This is a genomic window from Streptomyces sp. NPDC053432 (assembly GCF_055585365.1).
This window is the reverse complement of sequence record NZ_JBVJKF010000006.1, coordinates 253,022-268,510: the sequence shown is the minus strand read 5'-3', so window position 1 is coordinate 268,510 and position 15,489 is coordinate 253,022. Positions and strand designations below refer to the sequence as shown.

Annotated in this window: 11 protein-coding genes and 1 riboswitch; of the genes, 8 read left to right on the top strand and 3 right to left on the bottom strand. The window is 72.5% G+C overall.

The window, feature by feature from the left end; all coding sequences use genetic code 11:
• Positions 1-12: 12 nt before the first annotated feature.
• The gene (locus ACZ6Y1_RS13330; protein ID WP_469627226.1) at positions 13-1,758 is read right to left on the bottom strand and encodes a restriction endonuclease; all 1,746 of its coding nucleotides are present in this window, start codon (positions 1,756-1,758) and stop codon (positions 13-15) included.
• A gap of 21 nt (positions 1,759-1,779) precedes the next feature.
• On the opposite strand from ACZ6Y1_RS13330, the gene ACZ6Y1_RS13325 reads away from it, so the two are divergent.
• Complete coding sequence (locus ACZ6Y1_RS13325; protein ID WP_469627224.1) at positions 1,780-2,094, top strand: RuvC family protein; 315 nt, start codon at positions 1,780-1,782, stop codon at positions 2,092-2,094.
• Positions 2,095-2,184: 90 nt separating this feature from the next.
• Here ACZ6Y1_RS13325 and ACZ6Y1_RS13320 read toward each other — a convergent pair whose 3' ends face one another.
• Positions 2,185-4,641, bottom strand: a complete 2,457-nt coding sequence (locus ACZ6Y1_RS13320; protein WP_469627221.1) for a DNA gyrase/topoisomerase IV subunit A — start codon at positions 4,639-4,641, stop codon at positions 2,185-2,187.
• A 280-nt stretch (positions 4,642-4,921) separates the two neighbouring features.
• Between ACZ6Y1_RS13320 and ACZ6Y1_RS13315 the strand changes: the two genes are divergently transcribed.
• The 4 genes from ACZ6Y1_RS13315 (at position 4,922) to ACZ6Y1_RS13300 (ending at position 9,740) form a co-directional block, all read left to right on the top strand.
• Positions 4,922-6,277, top strand: a complete 1,356-nt coding sequence (locus ACZ6Y1_RS13315) for a M16 family metallopeptidase (RefSeq protein WP_469627218.1) — start codon at positions 4,922-4,924, stop codon at positions 6,275-6,277.
• A 20-nt stretch (positions 6,278-6,297) separates the two neighbouring features.
• Positions 6,298-7,665, top strand: a complete 1,368-nt coding sequence (locus ACZ6Y1_RS13310) for a M16 family metallopeptidase (RefSeq protein ID WP_469627473.1) — start codon at positions 6,298-6,300, stop codon at positions 7,663-7,665.
• A gap of 220 nt (positions 7,666-7,885) precedes the next feature.
• A riboswitch (cyclic di-AMP (ydaO/yuaA leader) is annotated at positions 7,886-8,044 on the top strand.
• 13 nt (positions 8,045-8,057) lie between these two features.
• Positions 8,058-8,861, top strand: a complete 804-nt coding sequence (locus tag ACZ6Y1_RS13305) for a M23 family metallopeptidase (RefSeq protein ID WP_469627216.1) — start codon at positions 8,058-8,060, stop codon at positions 8,859-8,861.
• A gap of 201 nt (positions 8,862-9,062) precedes the next feature.
• On the top strand, positions 9,063-9,740 hold the full coding sequence (locus tag ACZ6Y1_RS13300) for a GntR family transcriptional regulator (protein ID WP_469627213.1): 678 nt from the start codon (positions 9,063-9,065) through the stop codon (positions 9,738-9,740).
• A 508-nt stretch (positions 9,741-10,248) separates the two neighbouring features.
• Here the strand turns inward: ACZ6Y1_RS13300 and ACZ6Y1_RS13295 are convergent.
• Positions 10,249-10,530, bottom strand: a complete 282-nt coding sequence (locus ACZ6Y1_RS13295) for an HPr family phosphocarrier protein (protein ID WP_376656735.1) — start codon at positions 10,528-10,530, stop codon at positions 10,249-10,251.
• A 190-nt stretch (positions 10,531-10,720) separates the two neighbouring features.
• Here ACZ6Y1_RS13295 and ACZ6Y1_RS13290 point away from each other — a divergent pair, with 190 nt between their 5' ends.
• From ACZ6Y1_RS13290 to ACZ6Y1_RS13280, 3 genes are read left to right on the top strand one after another with little or no spacing between them, the layout of a single operon-like run.
• Positions 10,721-13,597 (top strand): bifunctional acetate--CoA ligase family protein/GNAT family N-acetyltransferase, encoded by a 2,877-nt coding sequence (locus ACZ6Y1_RS13290; RefSeq protein WP_469627209.1) that lies wholly within the window; start codon positions 10,721-10,723, stop codon positions 13,595-13,597.
• Positions 13,598-13,650: 53 nt separating this feature from the next.
• Positions 13,651-14,247, top strand: coding sequence for a DUF5998 family protein (locus ACZ6Y1_RS13285; RefSeq protein ID WP_329378429.1), 597 nt, complete (start codon positions 13,651-13,653; stop codon positions 14,245-14,247).
• On the top strand, positions 14,247-15,449 hold the full coding sequence (locus ACZ6Y1_RS13280) for an alkaline phosphatase family protein (RefSeq protein WP_469627206.1): 1,203 nt from the start codon (positions 14,247-14,249) through the stop codon (positions 15,447-15,449). The genes ACZ6Y1_RS13285 and ACZ6Y1_RS13280 overlap by 1 nt, the downstream gene beginning before the upstream one ends.
• Positions 15,450-15,489 lie beyond the last annotated feature (40 nt).

Here is a 15,489-nt window from a genome sequence, read left to right as displayed (position 1 = left end):
GTCCCGCCGCCCCTACTCCACCTCGACGCCGAACTCCCGCAGCAGGTCCTCCAGCCCGCCCCGGTAGCCCTTGCCGCCGATCACGAAGTCCCAGTCGCCGTTGGCCCGGCGCCGGAACGAGCCCAGCACCAGCGCGGTCTCACCCGCCCGCCCGTCGGAGACCTCCAGCTGCCCGAGCTCCGAGCCGGCCGCGTCGAGGAGCCGGATCCGGGCGTCCGTGAACCCCGCCAGGTCGGCGTGCGGATCGACCTCCGGGTCGACCGCGGCGACCAGGACCAGCCGGTCCGCCTCGCGCGGCAGGTCGTCGAAGGCGACCTCGACCGCCGCCTTGTCGGGCGCCGCGTGCGCGCGGGCCCGTACCGAACCGTCCGGCGTGCGCGGGTTGTTGAAGAACACGAAGTGCTCCTCGCTCAGCACCCGGTTGCCCGTGCAGACGAGAGCGCACACGTCGAGGGCGACCGAGCCGGCCCAGGACATGCCGAGCACGTTGTGCTCCGACGCGGGGGCCGCCGGCTCGGGCGTCCGCCGGGCCGGGCCGCCACCGAGGCGGCCGCGCAGGCCGTACTGGTGCAGCAGTTCCACGAGCTTGACGCCGGGGACCAACTCCAATGGCTTGCCGCTTGCGAAGGTGTACGACGTCGGCCCGAAGGACGCGGTGGTGACCAGCACCCCCTTGTTCGCCCCCTTGTCCTGGACCGTTCCGTACAGATCACGTACGGCTGTCGGCGACACGGTGTGCCGATAGCGCTTGACCTGCACCACGATCCGTCCGCCTCGGATCGGGGTGGGGTCGAAGGCCTCGACGTCGACCCCGCCGTCACCCGACCGCTGTGTCGTCACAGCCTCCATGCCCATGGCCCGGAAGAGCTCCGCCACCAGGTTCTCGAAGGCGATCGGGTCCATCGCGAAAAGGTCGGGCTCGTTCTCGTCGTCCGCGTGACCACCGTGGCTCACCACGGTGCCGACTTCGTCGGGCCTGCGCCCGGGGCGGACCGCCGTCAGCTGGTCGGGCCGCGCCGACAGCTGCCCACCCAGGCCCGAGACCAGACAGTCCACCCCGCTGACCTGTTCCAGCCGCAGCTCTTCGAAGGCCCGCCGGGGCGCCGACACCGTGGCGAGCACCAGTTGTGCCTCGCGGCCCGTCACCGGGTCGTGGTCGTCCACGAAACCGTTGACCACGACCGAGTCCAGCATGCCGAACTCGTCCGCCGCGTAAAGCTCGCGCACCACCAGCAGCACGCATTGCGCCAGCAGGTCCCGGTAGAGCGCCCGCCGTTGCGTGACCGGGCGGGCTGTTTCCTTGTCCTGGTCCGTGCTCGGCACGTACCGGACCGACTTCGTCTCCGGCACGACCTCGTACCGCGGCAGCTCCCAGTCGAGCACCAGCTGGCGCGCCGCCGGGTCGTAGGCTGCGGTCAGCTGCCTCGGCAAGTGGCCGGGCCACGCAGTGGACGCATAGAGGGCGGCCGAGAAATATTCGACCGCCGCCTCGGCGTCGCCGCCGCGCAACGCAGTGGTCAGCTCCGTGAGACCGGCGTTGTGGTCGCGGATCTCGGCGAGCCGCTCGGCCGCCCGCCGGTCGTACTGCCGGCGGTACTCGGCCAGCCGCTCCTGGCGTCGCGTCTCCGCCGCCTGTGCCTTCTGCAGGGCACGTGTGTACTGGGCGTTCGCCTCACGCTCCGCCTGGGTTCGACGGTAGGAACCGAGCGCCATGCCGCTGCTCTGCTGCAGGAATTGCTCCAGGCGGGGTGTCGGCACAGGATGTGCCAAGTCACCCGGATGGAAAGGTTCGAGCTGCTCGCTCCGGACCAGGGACGCCATCCGGAACGCCGCCGCCCGACAGCCATCGGCCAACAGGTTCTGCAACGCCGTGACCTCGGCCTCGATCCCGGCCGTACGGCGGAGAGCCTCGGCCTCGCGGTGCTGACGGTAGGCGGCCTGCTGCTCGCGCTCACCGCGGGCCACGTCCCGGTCCCACGCCCGTCGGCGGCGCTCTGCCTCGCGCTGCTGCACCAGCTGAGTCCGCTGCTGCCGGCGCTGGGACTCGGCCCAATCCCCGATCAATCCGCCCGACCGACGACTCATCAGCTGTGACTCCCCCCACCAACGCCAAGAGGGAAAACACTAGTCGCCATTCGGGTGGTACGTCCCCCGAGCCGTACCACCCGAATGCCGTCGTCCGCCCTACAGCGCCGGACCCGCCAGCGCCGCGACCACCGCCGGCAGTGCGGTGCCCGAGCCGTCGCGGCGCGGGTCCGGGGCCGGGAGTTCGGCCGGGGTGCCGTTCGCCGAGGCCGCGCGGGCCGGGGTGCCGCCCGCCCAGGCCAGCACCAGCATGTCCTCGCCCTTCAGGAACCGCTGGCAGCGCACACCGCCGGTGGCCCGGCCCTTGCGCGGGTACTGGTCGAAGGGGGTCAGCTTGCCCGACAGCACCGAGCCGTCCAGCGTCCCCTGCGAGCCCGCCACCGTGAACACCACCGCGTCCCGGGCCGGGTCCACGGCCGAGAAGTGGATCACCTTGGCGTTGTCGGAGAGCTTGATGCCCGCCATACCGCCCGCCGGGCGGCCCTGCGGGCGCACCTGGCCCGCCGGGTAGCGCAGCAGCTGGGCGTCGTCGGTGATGAAGACCAGGTCCTCCTCACCCGTGCGCAGCTCGACCGCGCCCACGATGCGGTCGCCCTCCTTGAGGGTGATGACCTCCAGCTCGTCCTTGTTGGCCGGGTAGTCGGGCACGACCCGCTTGACCACACCCTGCTCGGTGCCCAGCGCCAGGCCCTGCGAGGACTCGTCCAGCGAGGTCAGGCAGACCACCTTCTCGTCCGCCTCCAGCCCGGAGAGGAACTCCGAGACCGGGGCGCCGCCCGCCAGGTTCGGCGCGGCGTGCGTGTCCGGCAGCTGCGGCAGGTCGATCACCGACAGCCGCAGCAGCCGCCCGTACGAGGTGACCACGCCGACGTCGGCCCGTGCGGTCGCCGCCACCTGGGAGACGATCAGGTCGTGCTTCGCGCGGGCGCCGCCCTCGTCCGCGGGGAGCGGGTCACCGGTCGCCGTGCGCGCCAGCAGGCCCGTCGAGGACAGCAGCACCCGGCACGGGTCGTCCGCGACCTCCAGCGGAACCGCCGCCACCGCGGTGCCCGCCGACTCCAGCAGGACCGTACGGCGCTCGGTGCCGAACTTCTTCGCGACCGCCGCCAGCTCTGTGGAGACCAGCTTGCGCAGCTCGGTGTCGGACTCCAGGATCCCGGTGAGCTCGTCGATCTCGCCGTTCAGCCGGTCGCGCTCGGACTCCAGCTCGATCCGGTCGAAGCGGGTGAGCCGGCGCAGCGGCGTGTCCAGGATGTACTGGGTCTGCGTCTCGCTCAGGGAGAAACGCTCCATCAGGCGTTCCTTCGCCTGGGCGGAGTTGTCGCTGTCCCGGATGAGGCGGATGACCTCGTCGATGTCGAGCAGGGCCACCAGCAGGCCCTCGACCAGGTGCAGCCGGTCGCGGCGCTTGCCGCGGCGGAACTCGCTGCGGCGCCGGACGACCTCGAAGCGGTGGTCGAGGTAGACCTCCAGCAGCTCCTTGAGGCCCAGGGTCAGCGGCTGGCCGTCCACGAGCGCCACGTTGTTGATGCCGAAGGACTCCTCCATCGGCGTCAGCTTGTACAGCTGCTCCAGCACCGCCTCGGGGTGGAAGCCGTTCTTGATCTCGATGACCAGGCGCAGGCCGTGCGCGCGGTCGGTGAGGTCCTTGACGTCGGCGATGCCCTGGAGCTTCTTCGAACCGACCAGGTCCTTGATCTTCGCGATGACCTTCTCGGGGCCGACCGTGAAGGGCAGTTCGGTGACGACCAGGCCCTTGCGGCGCGCCGTGACGTTCTCCACGGTCACCGTCGCGCGGATCTTGAAGGTGCCGCGGCCGTTCTCGTAGGCGTCCTTGATGCCCGAGAGCCCGACGATCCGGCCGCCCGTGGGCAGGTCGGGACCCGGCACGAAGCGCATCAGCGCCTCCAGGTCCGCCTGCGGGTAGCGGATCAGGTGGCGGGCCGCCGCGATGACCTCGCCGAGGTTGTGCGGGGGCATGTTGGTGGCCATGCCGACCGCGATCCCGGAGGCGCCGTTGACCAGCAGGTTCGGGTACGCCGCGGGCAGCGCGACCGGTTCCCGCTCCTGGCCGTCGTAGTTGGCGGTGAAGTCGACGGTGTCCTCGTCGATCGACTCCGTCATCAGCGACGTGGCGTCCGCCATCTTGCACTCGGTGTAACGCATGGCGGCCGGCGGGTCGTCGTTGCCGAGCGAACCGAAGTTGCCGTGCCCGTCGACCAGCGGGAGGCGCATCGAGAAGGGCTGGGCCATGCGCACGAGGGCGTCGTAGATCGACGCGTCACCGTGCGGGTGGAGCTTGCCCATGACCTCGCCGACGACGCGCGCGCACTTCACGTAGCCGCGGTCGGGGCGGAGCCCCATCTCGTTCATCTGGTAGACGATGCGCCGGTGGACCGGCTTCATGCCGTCCCGGGCGTCGGGCAGGGCACGGGAGTAGATCACCGAGTACGCGTACTCGAGGAAGGAGCCCTGCATTTCGTCGACGACGTCGATGTCGAGGATCTTCTCCTCGAAATCCTCCGGCGGCGGGGTCTTCGTGCTGCGGCGGGCCATCGCTGCGCGGCTCCTTAACCAAGAATGGGTGTGCTGGGGTGCGGCTCGGTCTTGCTGAGTGTGACGGGTGTGGCGTCGTCTGGCTGATTCGGGGCTGTCGGTCGGTACGACGCGGACCATTGTGTCCCGAGGCACCGACAACGCCGACTCCGACCCCGGGGGTCCCCCCATACGGAGTGCGGGGGAGTGACCCGGGAACTTATCCGGTGGGCGACGCGCTTGCATACAGTGGCAGGTCGAGAAGAAATCTCTGCATCGCGATCGAAGGGACCACATGCCCATGGGTCACACGGCCACAGCTCAGGCCGGCTCCGGCGGCCTGACAGCGACCGAGCACCGGCTGGCCAACGGCCTGCGCGTGGTGCTCTCCGAGGACCACCTGACCCCGGTCGCCGCGGTCTGCCTGTGGTACGACGTCGGTTCGCGCCACGAAGTCAAGGGGCGTACCGGTCTTGCTCACCTCTTCGAGCACCTGATGTTCCAGGGCTCGAAGCAGGTACCGGGCAACGGTCACTTCGAGCTCGTCCAGGGCGCCGGCGGCTCCCTCAACGGCACCACCAGCTTCGAGCGCACCAACTACTTCGAGACCATGCCGGCCCACCAGCTGGAGCTCGCGCTGTGGCTGGAGGCGGACCGGATGGGTTCGCTGCTGGCCGCCCTGGACGAGGAGTCCATGGAGAACCAGCGCGACGTCGTCAAGAACGAGCGCCGCCAGCGGTACGACAACGTCCCCTACGGCACGGCGTTCGAGAAGCTGACCGCCCTCGCCTACCCGGAGGGCCACCCGTACCACCACACCCCGATCGGCTCCATGGCCGACCTGGACGCCGCGTCCCTGGAGGACGCCCGCAACTTCTTCCGTACGTACTACGCGCCCAACAACGCCGTGCTGTCGGTCGTCGGCGACATCGACCCCGAGCAGACCCTGGCGTGGGTCGAGAAGTACTTCGGCTCCATCCCCGCGCACGACGGCAAGCAGCCGCCCCGCGACGGCACGCTGCCCGAGATCATGGGCGGGCAGCTGCGCGAGGAGATCGTCGAGGAGGTCCCGGCGCGTGCGCTGATGGCCGCCTACCGGCTCCCGCACGACGGCACGCGCGAGTGCGACGCGGCGGACGTGGCGCTGACGATCCTGGGCGGCGGGGAGTCCTCCCTGCTGCACAACCGTCTGGTACGCCGCGACCAGACGGCCGTGGCGGCCGGCTTCGGCATGCTGCGGCTGGCGGGGGCGCCCTCGCTGGGCTGGCTGGACATCAAGACCTCCAGCGGGGTCGAGGTGCCCGTCATCGAGGCCGCCGTGGACGAGGAGCTCGCCCGGTTCGCCGCCGAGGGCCCCACCGCCGAGGAGATGGAGCGCGCGCAGGCGCAGCTGGAGCGCGAGTGGCTGGACCGGCTGAGCACGGTGGCCGGCCGCGCGGACGAACTGTGCCGGTTCGCGGTGCTGTTCGGCGACCCGCAGCTGGCGCTGACCGCCGTCCAGCGGGTGCTCTCCGTCACCGCGGAGGAGGTGCAGGCCGTGGCCGCTGCCCGGCTGCGCCCCGACAACCGCGCGGTGCTGGTCTACGAGCCGCTGCCGGGCTCCGAGGAGTCCGCCGAGTCCGACGAGAGCGACGAGAACGAGGGGGCGGAGCAGTGAGCGACACCGCAGCCGTCACGATGACCTTCCACCCGCGGCCGCAGGCCGGCGAGGCCAAGCCGTGGGCCTTCCCCGCCCCCGAGCGGAGCGTGCTGCCCAACGGCCTCACCCTGCTGCGCTGCCACCGGCCGGGCCAGCAGGTCGTCGCCGTCGAGATCAACCTCGCCGCCCCGCTGGACGCGGAGCCCGAGGGCCTGGACGGCGTGGCCACCATCATGGCCCGCGCGCTCTCCGAGGGCACCGACAAGCACTCCGCCGAGGAGTTCGCCGCCGAGCTGGAGCGCTGCGGCGCCACCCTCGACGCGCACGCCGACCACCCGGGCCTGCGGGTCTCCCTGGAGGTCCCGGCCTCCCGCCTGCACAAGGCGCTGGGCCTGCTCGCCGAGGCGCTGCGCGCGCCCGCCTTCGCCGACAGCGAGGTCGACCGGCTGGTGCGCAACCGGCTCGACGAGATCCCGCACGAGCAGGCCAACCCGCAGCGCCGGGCCGCCAAGCAGCTCTCCAAGGAGCTCTTCCCGGCCACCCTGCGGATGTCCCGCCCGCGCCAGGGCACCGAGGAGACGGTCGCCCGGATCGACGCGACCGCCGTACGCGCCTTCTACGAGGCCCACGTACGCCCCGCCACCGCCACCGCGGTGATCGTCGGCGACCTGACCGGCATCGACCTGGACGCCGTGCTGGCGGACACCCTGGGCACCTGGACGGGCGACCTCGCCGACCCGCTCCCGGTGCCCGCCGTCACCGCGGACGACACCGGCCGTGTGGTCATCGTGGACCGTCCCGGCGCGGTCCAGACGCAGCTGCTGATCGGCCGCATCGGGCCGGACCGCCACGACCGGGTCTGGGCGGCCCAGGTGCTCGGCACCTACTGCCTGGGCGGCACCCTCACCTCACGCCTGGACAAGGTGCTGCGCGAGGAGAAGGGGTACACCTACGGCGTGCGCGCCTTCGGCCAGGTGCTGCGTTCCACCGCGGACGGCAAGGGCGCCTCCATGCTCGCCATCAGCGGCTCGGTGGACACCCCGAACACCGGACCGGCCCTGGAGGACCTCTGGAAGGTGCTCCGCACCCTCGCGGAGGGCGGACTGACCGACGCCGAACGGGACGTGGCGGTGCAGAACCTGGTGGGCGTGGCCCCGCTGAAGTTCGAGACGGCGGCCTCGGTCGCCGGCACCCTCGCCGACCAGGTCGAGCAGGAACTTCCGGACGACTTCCAGGCGCAGTTGTACGCCCGGCTCGCCGAAACCGGCACCGTGGAGGCCACTTCCGCGGTCGTGAGCGCCTTCCCGGCGGACCGGCTCGTCACGGTCCTGGTGGGTGACGCGTCGCTGATCGAGGAGCCGGTGCGCGCCCTCGGTATCGGTGAAGTGAGCGTCGTCACCAACTGAGATACCCCACCGGCGTCCTCAACTGGCGCTTGAACGGCGGTCCTTGGAGGGGCCCGGGCGGCTTGGCCGCTCGGGCCCCTTTTGTCCGTTTGGTGGCGAGGTTGCTTGTTTGCGGTGTGGCGTACGCAACAAAAGGGCGTGTCTGTTTGGTGATTGGCTGATGATCCGCCTAGCGTCGGCCGTGCTGTCCGTCAGTTGTACGCGCCGCATCCGCGGCACCGGGCAGCGATCGCCGAGTCCCCGTCAGGCGCGAGCCTGGGGAGCCGGGGACCCACATCAGTCCCTGGGGTGAATCGGACCGCCTCGCAAGAGGGGGCCCGTAGGAGACCTTCCTGCTCCGAACCCGTCAGCTAACCCGGTAGGCGAGAAGGAAGGAAAGGATCAGCCCCTTCATGGCGTTTGGCAGTCGTCCCGCCGGCTCCGGCAAGCACCGTGGTTCCAGCCGTCTGAGCCGCAAGACCGCCGGTTACGCCGGCATAGCCGCCCTCGCCACGACCGGCGTCGTCGGCACCATCGCCGCCCCGGCCTTCGCCGCGGACAACGGTGGCAACAACCACTCCCAGGACAACACGCTCGGTGCCGTGGTCGTCGCCGAGGAGCTCCCGAGCGACATCGCCGAGCAGGCCGACTCCCAGCAGCGCGCAGCCGAGCACGCCGCCGCCAAGGCGCAGGCCGAGGCCGACGCCAGGCAGCAGGCGGCGGAGGCCAAGCGTCTCGCCGAGGCCAAGGCGAAGGCCGAGCGCGAGGCCGCCGAGCGCGCGGCCCGCGAGGAGGAGCGCAAGCGCCTCAACACCTTCGTCGCCCCGGTCGAGGGCTCCTACGTCTCCACGCAGTACCACGCGGGCGGCGGCATGTGGTCCTCCGGCAGCCACACGGGCATCGACTTCCACGCCGACGAGGGCACCTCGGTCCACGCGGTCGGCGCCGGTGTCGTCGTCGAGGCGGGCTGGGGCGGTGCGTACGGCAACAACGTCGTCATCAAGCACAACGACGGCACGTACACGCAGTACGGCCACCTGCTGCAGCTGAACGTCTCCGTCGGCCAGCAGGTCACCGCGGGCCAGCAGATCGGCCTGTCGGGCTCCACGGGCAACTCCAGCGGCCCGCACCTGCACTTCGAGGCCCGTACCGGCGCGAAGTACGGCTCGGACATCAACCCCCTGGCCTACCTGCGCTCGCACGGCGTCGACCTCTGATCGACTCCACCGCACCGCTGCGCCACCGAAAGACCCCGGCTCCCCGAGCCGGGGTCTTCGTGTTTCGGCAGGCTTCCCGGGGCTGCCCCGGGTTTCCCATTTCCGGCCGCTCTCGGAAATCATCGTGTGTTGCAATAGAGTCGCAGCAGTAGTGGCACGGCACCGATGAGGGTGTGAGTCGGAAAAGGCGGAGGTCCGGTCTTGCGTATTCCTGCGCACGCGGTATGCACGGCAATTCGCGACGACATCGTCTCCGGGGTCTTCGGGCCGGGCAGCAGACTGACGGAGGAGGTGTTGGCCCGCCGGTACGGGGTCTCCCGCGTCCCGGTCCGTGAGGCGCTGCGGACCCTGGAGTCCGAGGGGTTCGTGACCACGCGGCGGCACGCGGGGGCCTGCGTGGCCGAGCCGACGGAGCAGGAGGCCGCCGATCTGCTGGAGCTGCGGATGCTGCTGGAGCCGCTCGCCGCGGCCAGGGCCGCGCGGCGGCGCACCGAGGCGCACCTCAAGGTGCTGCGGGGCCTGGTCAGGCTGGGTCAGGAGCGCGCCAGGCGGGGCCAGGGGGAGGACCTGAGGTCCCTGGGCGGCTGGTTCCACGAGACGCTCGCGCAGGCCTCGGGCAGCCCGGGGCTGATCGCGCTGCTCACGCAGATGCGGCACAAGGTCGCCTGGATGTACGTGGTGGAGGCGCCGGCCCGGCCGGTGGAGTCCTGGGCGGAGCACGGGGCGGTGGTGGACGCGGTGGCCCGGGGCGACGCCGAGCGGGCCCGGGCGCTGGCGGCGGTCCACGCCGAGCGGGCGGCGGGGGCGCACCGGCTGCGGATCAGGGCGGCGGTGAGCACTTCGCAACCTGCCGTAAACATGTCGAGCGGCCGGCATTAACAGGCGCCGTATACAAAGGTCAGGTATCCCGGTCCCGCGGGCGGAATTCCGGTCCCCGTTTAATTCGGTGCGGGCCGCCGCCCAGGGCCGGTGAATTCGGGCGCACGGAATTCCGGTGTGTGTAATTCGGCTGCGCTTTTACGGGGCCAGGCCCGGGTCGGCGGGTCGGCGAGCCGGCGGGTCCGGGTGCGGCTCCGCCGCCGGGGGTCCGCCCCGGACCCCGCTCCTCAAACGCCGGAGCGGCTGGATCGTCCTCGCTGCCGGCTCGCAGGTGCGGGCCGGAGAGGTGGGTCGTGCTCCCGAAACCGGCAGATGCGCGCCCGCCCCGGCAAAGGCGGGCAAGAGGTGCCGGCCGCGCCCGGAGGCGTGCGCGCCGACCCCACCTCAGCCCCTCGGGCGTTCGAGGAGCGGCGTCGCGCCGGACAGGGGTGCCGGCGGACGCGCCGAAGCCGCGGCCTCCACGAGGAGGGCGCGGCTTCGACGGGTGCGGTGTGGCGAACCCGAAGGGTCAGACGGTCTCGGGGAGCTCCTCGAGACCCTCGGCGACCAGCTTCGCGAGGCGGTCCAGCGCGGCCTCCGCGCCATCGGCCTCGGAGGCGAGGACGATCTCCTCGCCGCCCTGGGCGCCCAGGCCCAGAACCGCCAGCATGGAACCGGCGTTGACCGGGTCGCCGCCGGCCTTCGCGATGGTCACCGGGACGCCGGAAGCGGTCGTCGCACGGACGAAGATCGAGGCGGGACGAGCGTGCAGGCCCTCGGCCCAACCGACGTTGACGCGGCGCTCTGCCATGGTGATGCCCTTCAGGTTCTTACGGTTGTCTAGACCAGTCTCTCACGAAGCCCGGAATGCTCGGACCGACCTTCGTCACGAACCTCCCGCCGTTCGGCCCTCCCCAGCTTGCACCGCTTCGTCCCGGATTGCCTAGAGCGCCGCGCGAGCGCGACCCGCCCCGCCCAGGCGCCCGTCAGGCCCGTAAGGTATGGGCATGACCAACGAGTCGGACCCCTCGTACCCGGCCCACTGGGAAGCGGACGTCGTCCTGCGCGACGGCGGCACCGCCCGCATCAGGCCGATCACCACCGCGGACGCGGGCCGCCTGGTCAGCTTCTACGAGCAGGTCTCCGACGAGTCGAAGTACTACCGCTTCTTCGCGCCCTACCCCCGCCTCTCCGACCGCGACGTGCACCGCTTCACGCACCACGACTACGTCGACCGCGTCGGACTCGCCGCGACCATCGGCGGCGAGTTCATCGGCACCGTCCGCTACGACCGCATCGGCCCCGACGGGCGGCCCTCCTCCGCCCCCGCCGACGAAGCCGAGGTCGCCTTCCTCGTCCAGGACGCCCACCAGGGCCGCGGCGTCGCCTCCGCCCTCCTGGAACACATCGGCGCCGTGGCCCGGGAGCGCGGCATCCGCCGCTTCGCCGCCGAGGTGCTGCCCGCCAACAGCAAGATGATCAAGGTGTTCACCGACGTCGGCTACGAGCAGAAGCGCAGCTTCGAGGACGGCTCGGTCCACCTCACCCTCGACCTCGAACCCACCGCCGCATCCCTCGCCGTGCAGCGCGCCCGCGAACAGCGCGCCGAGGCGCGCTCGGTGCAGCGCCTGCTCGCCCCCGGCTCGGTGGCGGTCGTCGGCGTCAGCCGCTCCGGAGCGGGCGTCGGCGCCGCCGCCCTGCGCAACCTGCGCGACAGCGGTTTCCACGGCCACCTCTACGCCGTCAACGAAGCCGTCACCCGCGACCTGCTCGACGGCGTCCGCGCCTACCGCACCGTCGAGGCCATCGGTGCGCCCGTCGACCTCGCCGTGATCGCCGTCCCCGCCGACCGGGTCCCGGAGGCCGTGGCCGCCTGCGGCGAGCACGGGGTGCAGGGCCTCGTCGTGCTGTCCGCCGGATACGGGGAGAGCGGCCCCGAGGGGCTGGCGCGCCAGCGCGAACTGGTGCGCCAGGTGCGCTCGTACGGGATGAGGCTGATCGGCCCGAACGCCTACGGGGTGATCAACACCGCCCCGGAGGTGGAGCTCAACGCCTCCCTCACCCCGGCGCCGATGCCCATGCGCGGCCGGATCGGCCTGTTCACGCAGTCCGGGGCTATCGGCATCGCCCTGCTCTCGGCCCTCCTCCGGCGCGGCGAGGGGCTGTCGTCCTTCGTCTCGGCGGGCAACCGGGCCGACGTCTCCGGCAACGACATCCTCCAGTACTGGTACGACGACGAGGCGACCGACGTCGCCCTCATGTACCTGGAAACCCTCGGCAACCCGCGGAAGTTCACCCGCCTCGCCCGCCGCACCGCCGCCGTCAAACCGGTGGTCGTCGCCAAGGGCGGCCGGCACACCCCGGCCGGCCATGTCGTCCCCGGCACCCGGCTGCCCGACGCCACCGTCTCCGACCTGCTGCGGCAGGCGGGCGTCATCCGGGTCGACACCGTGACGGAGCTGGTGGACGTCGGCCTGCTGCTGGCCGCGCAGCCGCTGCCCGCCGGGCCCCGGATCGCGATCCTCGGCAACTCCGAGTCCCTCGGCGTCCTCACCTACGACGCCTGCCTCACCCAGGGCCTGAGCCCGCTGCCGCCGCTGGACCTGACGACCGCGGCCTCCCCGGCCGATTTCCGCGACGCGCTGGCCGCCGCGCTCGCCTCCCCGGACAACGACGCCGTCGTCGTCACCGCCATCCCCTGGGTGAGCGAGCGCGCCCTCGCCGACGACCTGGCCGATGCCCTGCGGGACGCCGTCACCGAGGTGCCGGGCAAGCCCGTCGCGGTCGTGCACGTGGAACTCGGCGAACTGGTGGCCGCCCTCTCCGCCGCCCGGGCCTCCGACCCCGAAGAGCCCCTCCCGGCCGGGCCGGTCCCCGAGGTGCGCACCCCCGCCGCGCCGCCGGCCGGGGCCAGGTCCGCACCGCAGGCCGGGGCGCCCGCCCCCGCCGCGCTCCCGCCCTTCGCCACCGCCCCCGCCGAGCCGGCGGCCGGGTACCCCGGCCGGATCCCGAGCTACCCCGCCGCAGAGCGGGCCGTACGGGCCCTCGCCGAGGCCGTCCGCTACGGCCAGTGGCGGCGGGCCGCCGCGGACACGGCCGGGCAGGTCCCCGAGTACGAGGACATCGACGAGGCCGGCGCCGCCGCCCAGCTGACCGCGCTGCTGGCCGGCCTCGACCCCGACGGCGGAGGCGTGCTGACCCTGCCCGACTGGGACGGCCGCGAGCTGCTCGCCCGCTACGGGATCCGCGTGCTGCCCGCCCTGCCCGCGCCCAGCCCCGACGCCGCCGTCCGGGCCGCCGGGGTCCTCGGCTACCCCGTGGCCCTCAAGACCACCGCCCCGCACCTGCGCCACCGCGCGGACCTGGGCGGCGTACGGCTCGACCTCGCCAACGAGACCGAGCTGCGGCGTTCGTACGAGGAGCTCACCGAGGGGCTCGGCAAGCCCGCGGAGCTCCTGCCCGTGGTGCAGGCCATGGTGCCGCGCGGGGTCGACACCGTCGTCCGGTCCGTCGTGGACCCGGCCGTCGGCGCGGTCCTGTCCTTCGGGCTGGCGGGCGTCGCCTCGGAGCTGCTCGGTGACACCGCCCACAGGCTCGTCCCCGCCACCGACCGGGACGCCGCGGGACTGATCCGGTCCATCCGGACCGCTCCCCTCCTCTTCGGCTGGCGCGGCAGCGACCCCGTCGACACCCCCGCCCTGGAGGAGCTGCTCCTGCGCGTGTCCCGCCTGGTGGACGACCACCCCGAGGTGGTCGGGGTCGCCCTGGAGCCTGTGGTGGTCGCGACCGAGGGGTTCTCCGTGCTCAGCGCCACCGTGCGGATCGCGCACCCGCCGGCCCGCGGCGACCTCGGCCCTCGGACCCTTCCCAGCTACTGAGCGCGGTGCGCAGGAAGGCCGGGGCGCCCCGAACGGGCCTTAGGATGGACCTCATGGCGAAATCCGGTACGACGACCCAGGGGCTGCGCACGGCGATCGAGCGCAGCGGCTACTACCCGGCCCTCGTGGCCGAGGCGGTGGAGGCCGCGGTGGGCGGCGAGCCGATTTCGTCGTACCTGGTCCACCAGGAGACGACCTTCGACTCCAACGAGGTGCGCCGCCACGTCACCGTGCTCGTCCTGACGGGCAACCGTTTCATCGTCAGCCACACCGACGAGCAGGCCGCCGACGCCGGGTCCCCCTCCCCGTACGCGACCACCTCCACCGAGTCGGTCAAGCTGTCCAGCATCTCCTCCGTGGTCCTCAGCCGGGTCGTCGCGAACCCGGAGTCCTACACCCCCGGGACCCTGCCCCGCGAGGTCGTCCTGACCATCGGCTGGGGCGCGGTCTCCCGGATCGACCTGGAGCCGGCCGCCTGCGGCGACCCGAACTGCGACTCCGACCACGGCTACACCGGCAACTCCACCGCCGACGACCTGAGCCTGCGCGTCAGCGAGGCCGGCGACGGCCCGGAGGCGGTGCGCCAGACGCTCGTCTTCGCGCAGGCACTCTCCGAGGCGACCGCGGCGACGTCCTCCTCCGCCCGCTGATGTCCTACTCCGCACCGCAGGACTGGGACGAACCGGAGCTGCTGGACCTGGCCGCCGCGCCCGTCCCGCACTACGGCACCGGTTCGCTCGCCGACCTGCTGCCCACTCTCGTGGCGGGCCAGGGCGTACCCGGTTTCACCGCGTCCATCGCCGAGCTGACGCCGGCCGACCGGAACTGCGTGTTCCTGGTCGACGGCATGGGCTGGGAGCAGATCAAGGCCCACCCGGACGAGGCCCCGTACCTCACCTCCCTCCTCGGGAGCTCGCGCGGCGGCACCGGCCGCCCGATCACCGCGGGCTTCCCGGCGACCACCGCCACCTCGCTCGCCTCCGTGGGCACCGGTCTGCCGCCGGCCCTCCACGGCCTGCCCGGCTACGCCGTCCGCAACCCGGCCAGCGGCGAGCTGATGAACCAGCTGCGCTGGCAGCCGTGGACCCCGCCGAAGCCCTGGCAGCCGTACCCGACCGTCTTCCAGCTGGCCGACAAGGCCGGGGTGCACACCGCGCAGGTGTCCTCGCCCGCCTTCCAGACCACCCCGCTCACCAAGATCGCGCTGTCCGGGGGCACCTTCCACGGCCGGATGACCGGCGAGGAGCGGATGGACCTCGCGGCGATCCAGCTCGCGGAGGGCGACCGCTCGCTCGTGTACACGTACTTCAGCGAGCTCGACGGGGCCGGCCACCGGCACGGCGTCGACTCCGACGCCTGGCGCGGCCAGCTGATGTACGTCGACCGGCTCGTCCAGCGCCTCGCCGAGCAGCTGCCGCCGCGCACCGCGCTGTACGTGACCGCCGACCACGGCATGGTCGACGTCCCCTTCGACGAGGAATCGCGCATCGACTTCGACGAGGACTGGGAGCTCGGCGCGGGCGTGGCCCTGCTCGGCGGCGAGGGCCGGGCCCGGCACGTGTACGCGGTACCGGGTGCCGAGGCCGACGTCCTGACCGTGTGGCGCGAAGTGCTCGGCGACCGCTTCTGGGTCGCGGGCCGCGAAGAGGCCCTCGAACTGGGCTGGTTCGGCGCACCGGGCGAGTGCGACGAGCGCGTGCTCGGCCGTATCGGCGACGTCGTCGCGGCCGCCCAGGCCGACGTCGCGATCACCGCCTCCCGCAACGAGCCCAACGAGTCGGCGCTCGCCGGAATGCACGGCTCGATGACGGCGGCGGAGCAGCTGGTCCCGCTGCTCGAAGTCCGCTCCTGACCCTTCCTCCCCCTCCCGCCCACGACCCGAAAGGTCCCGC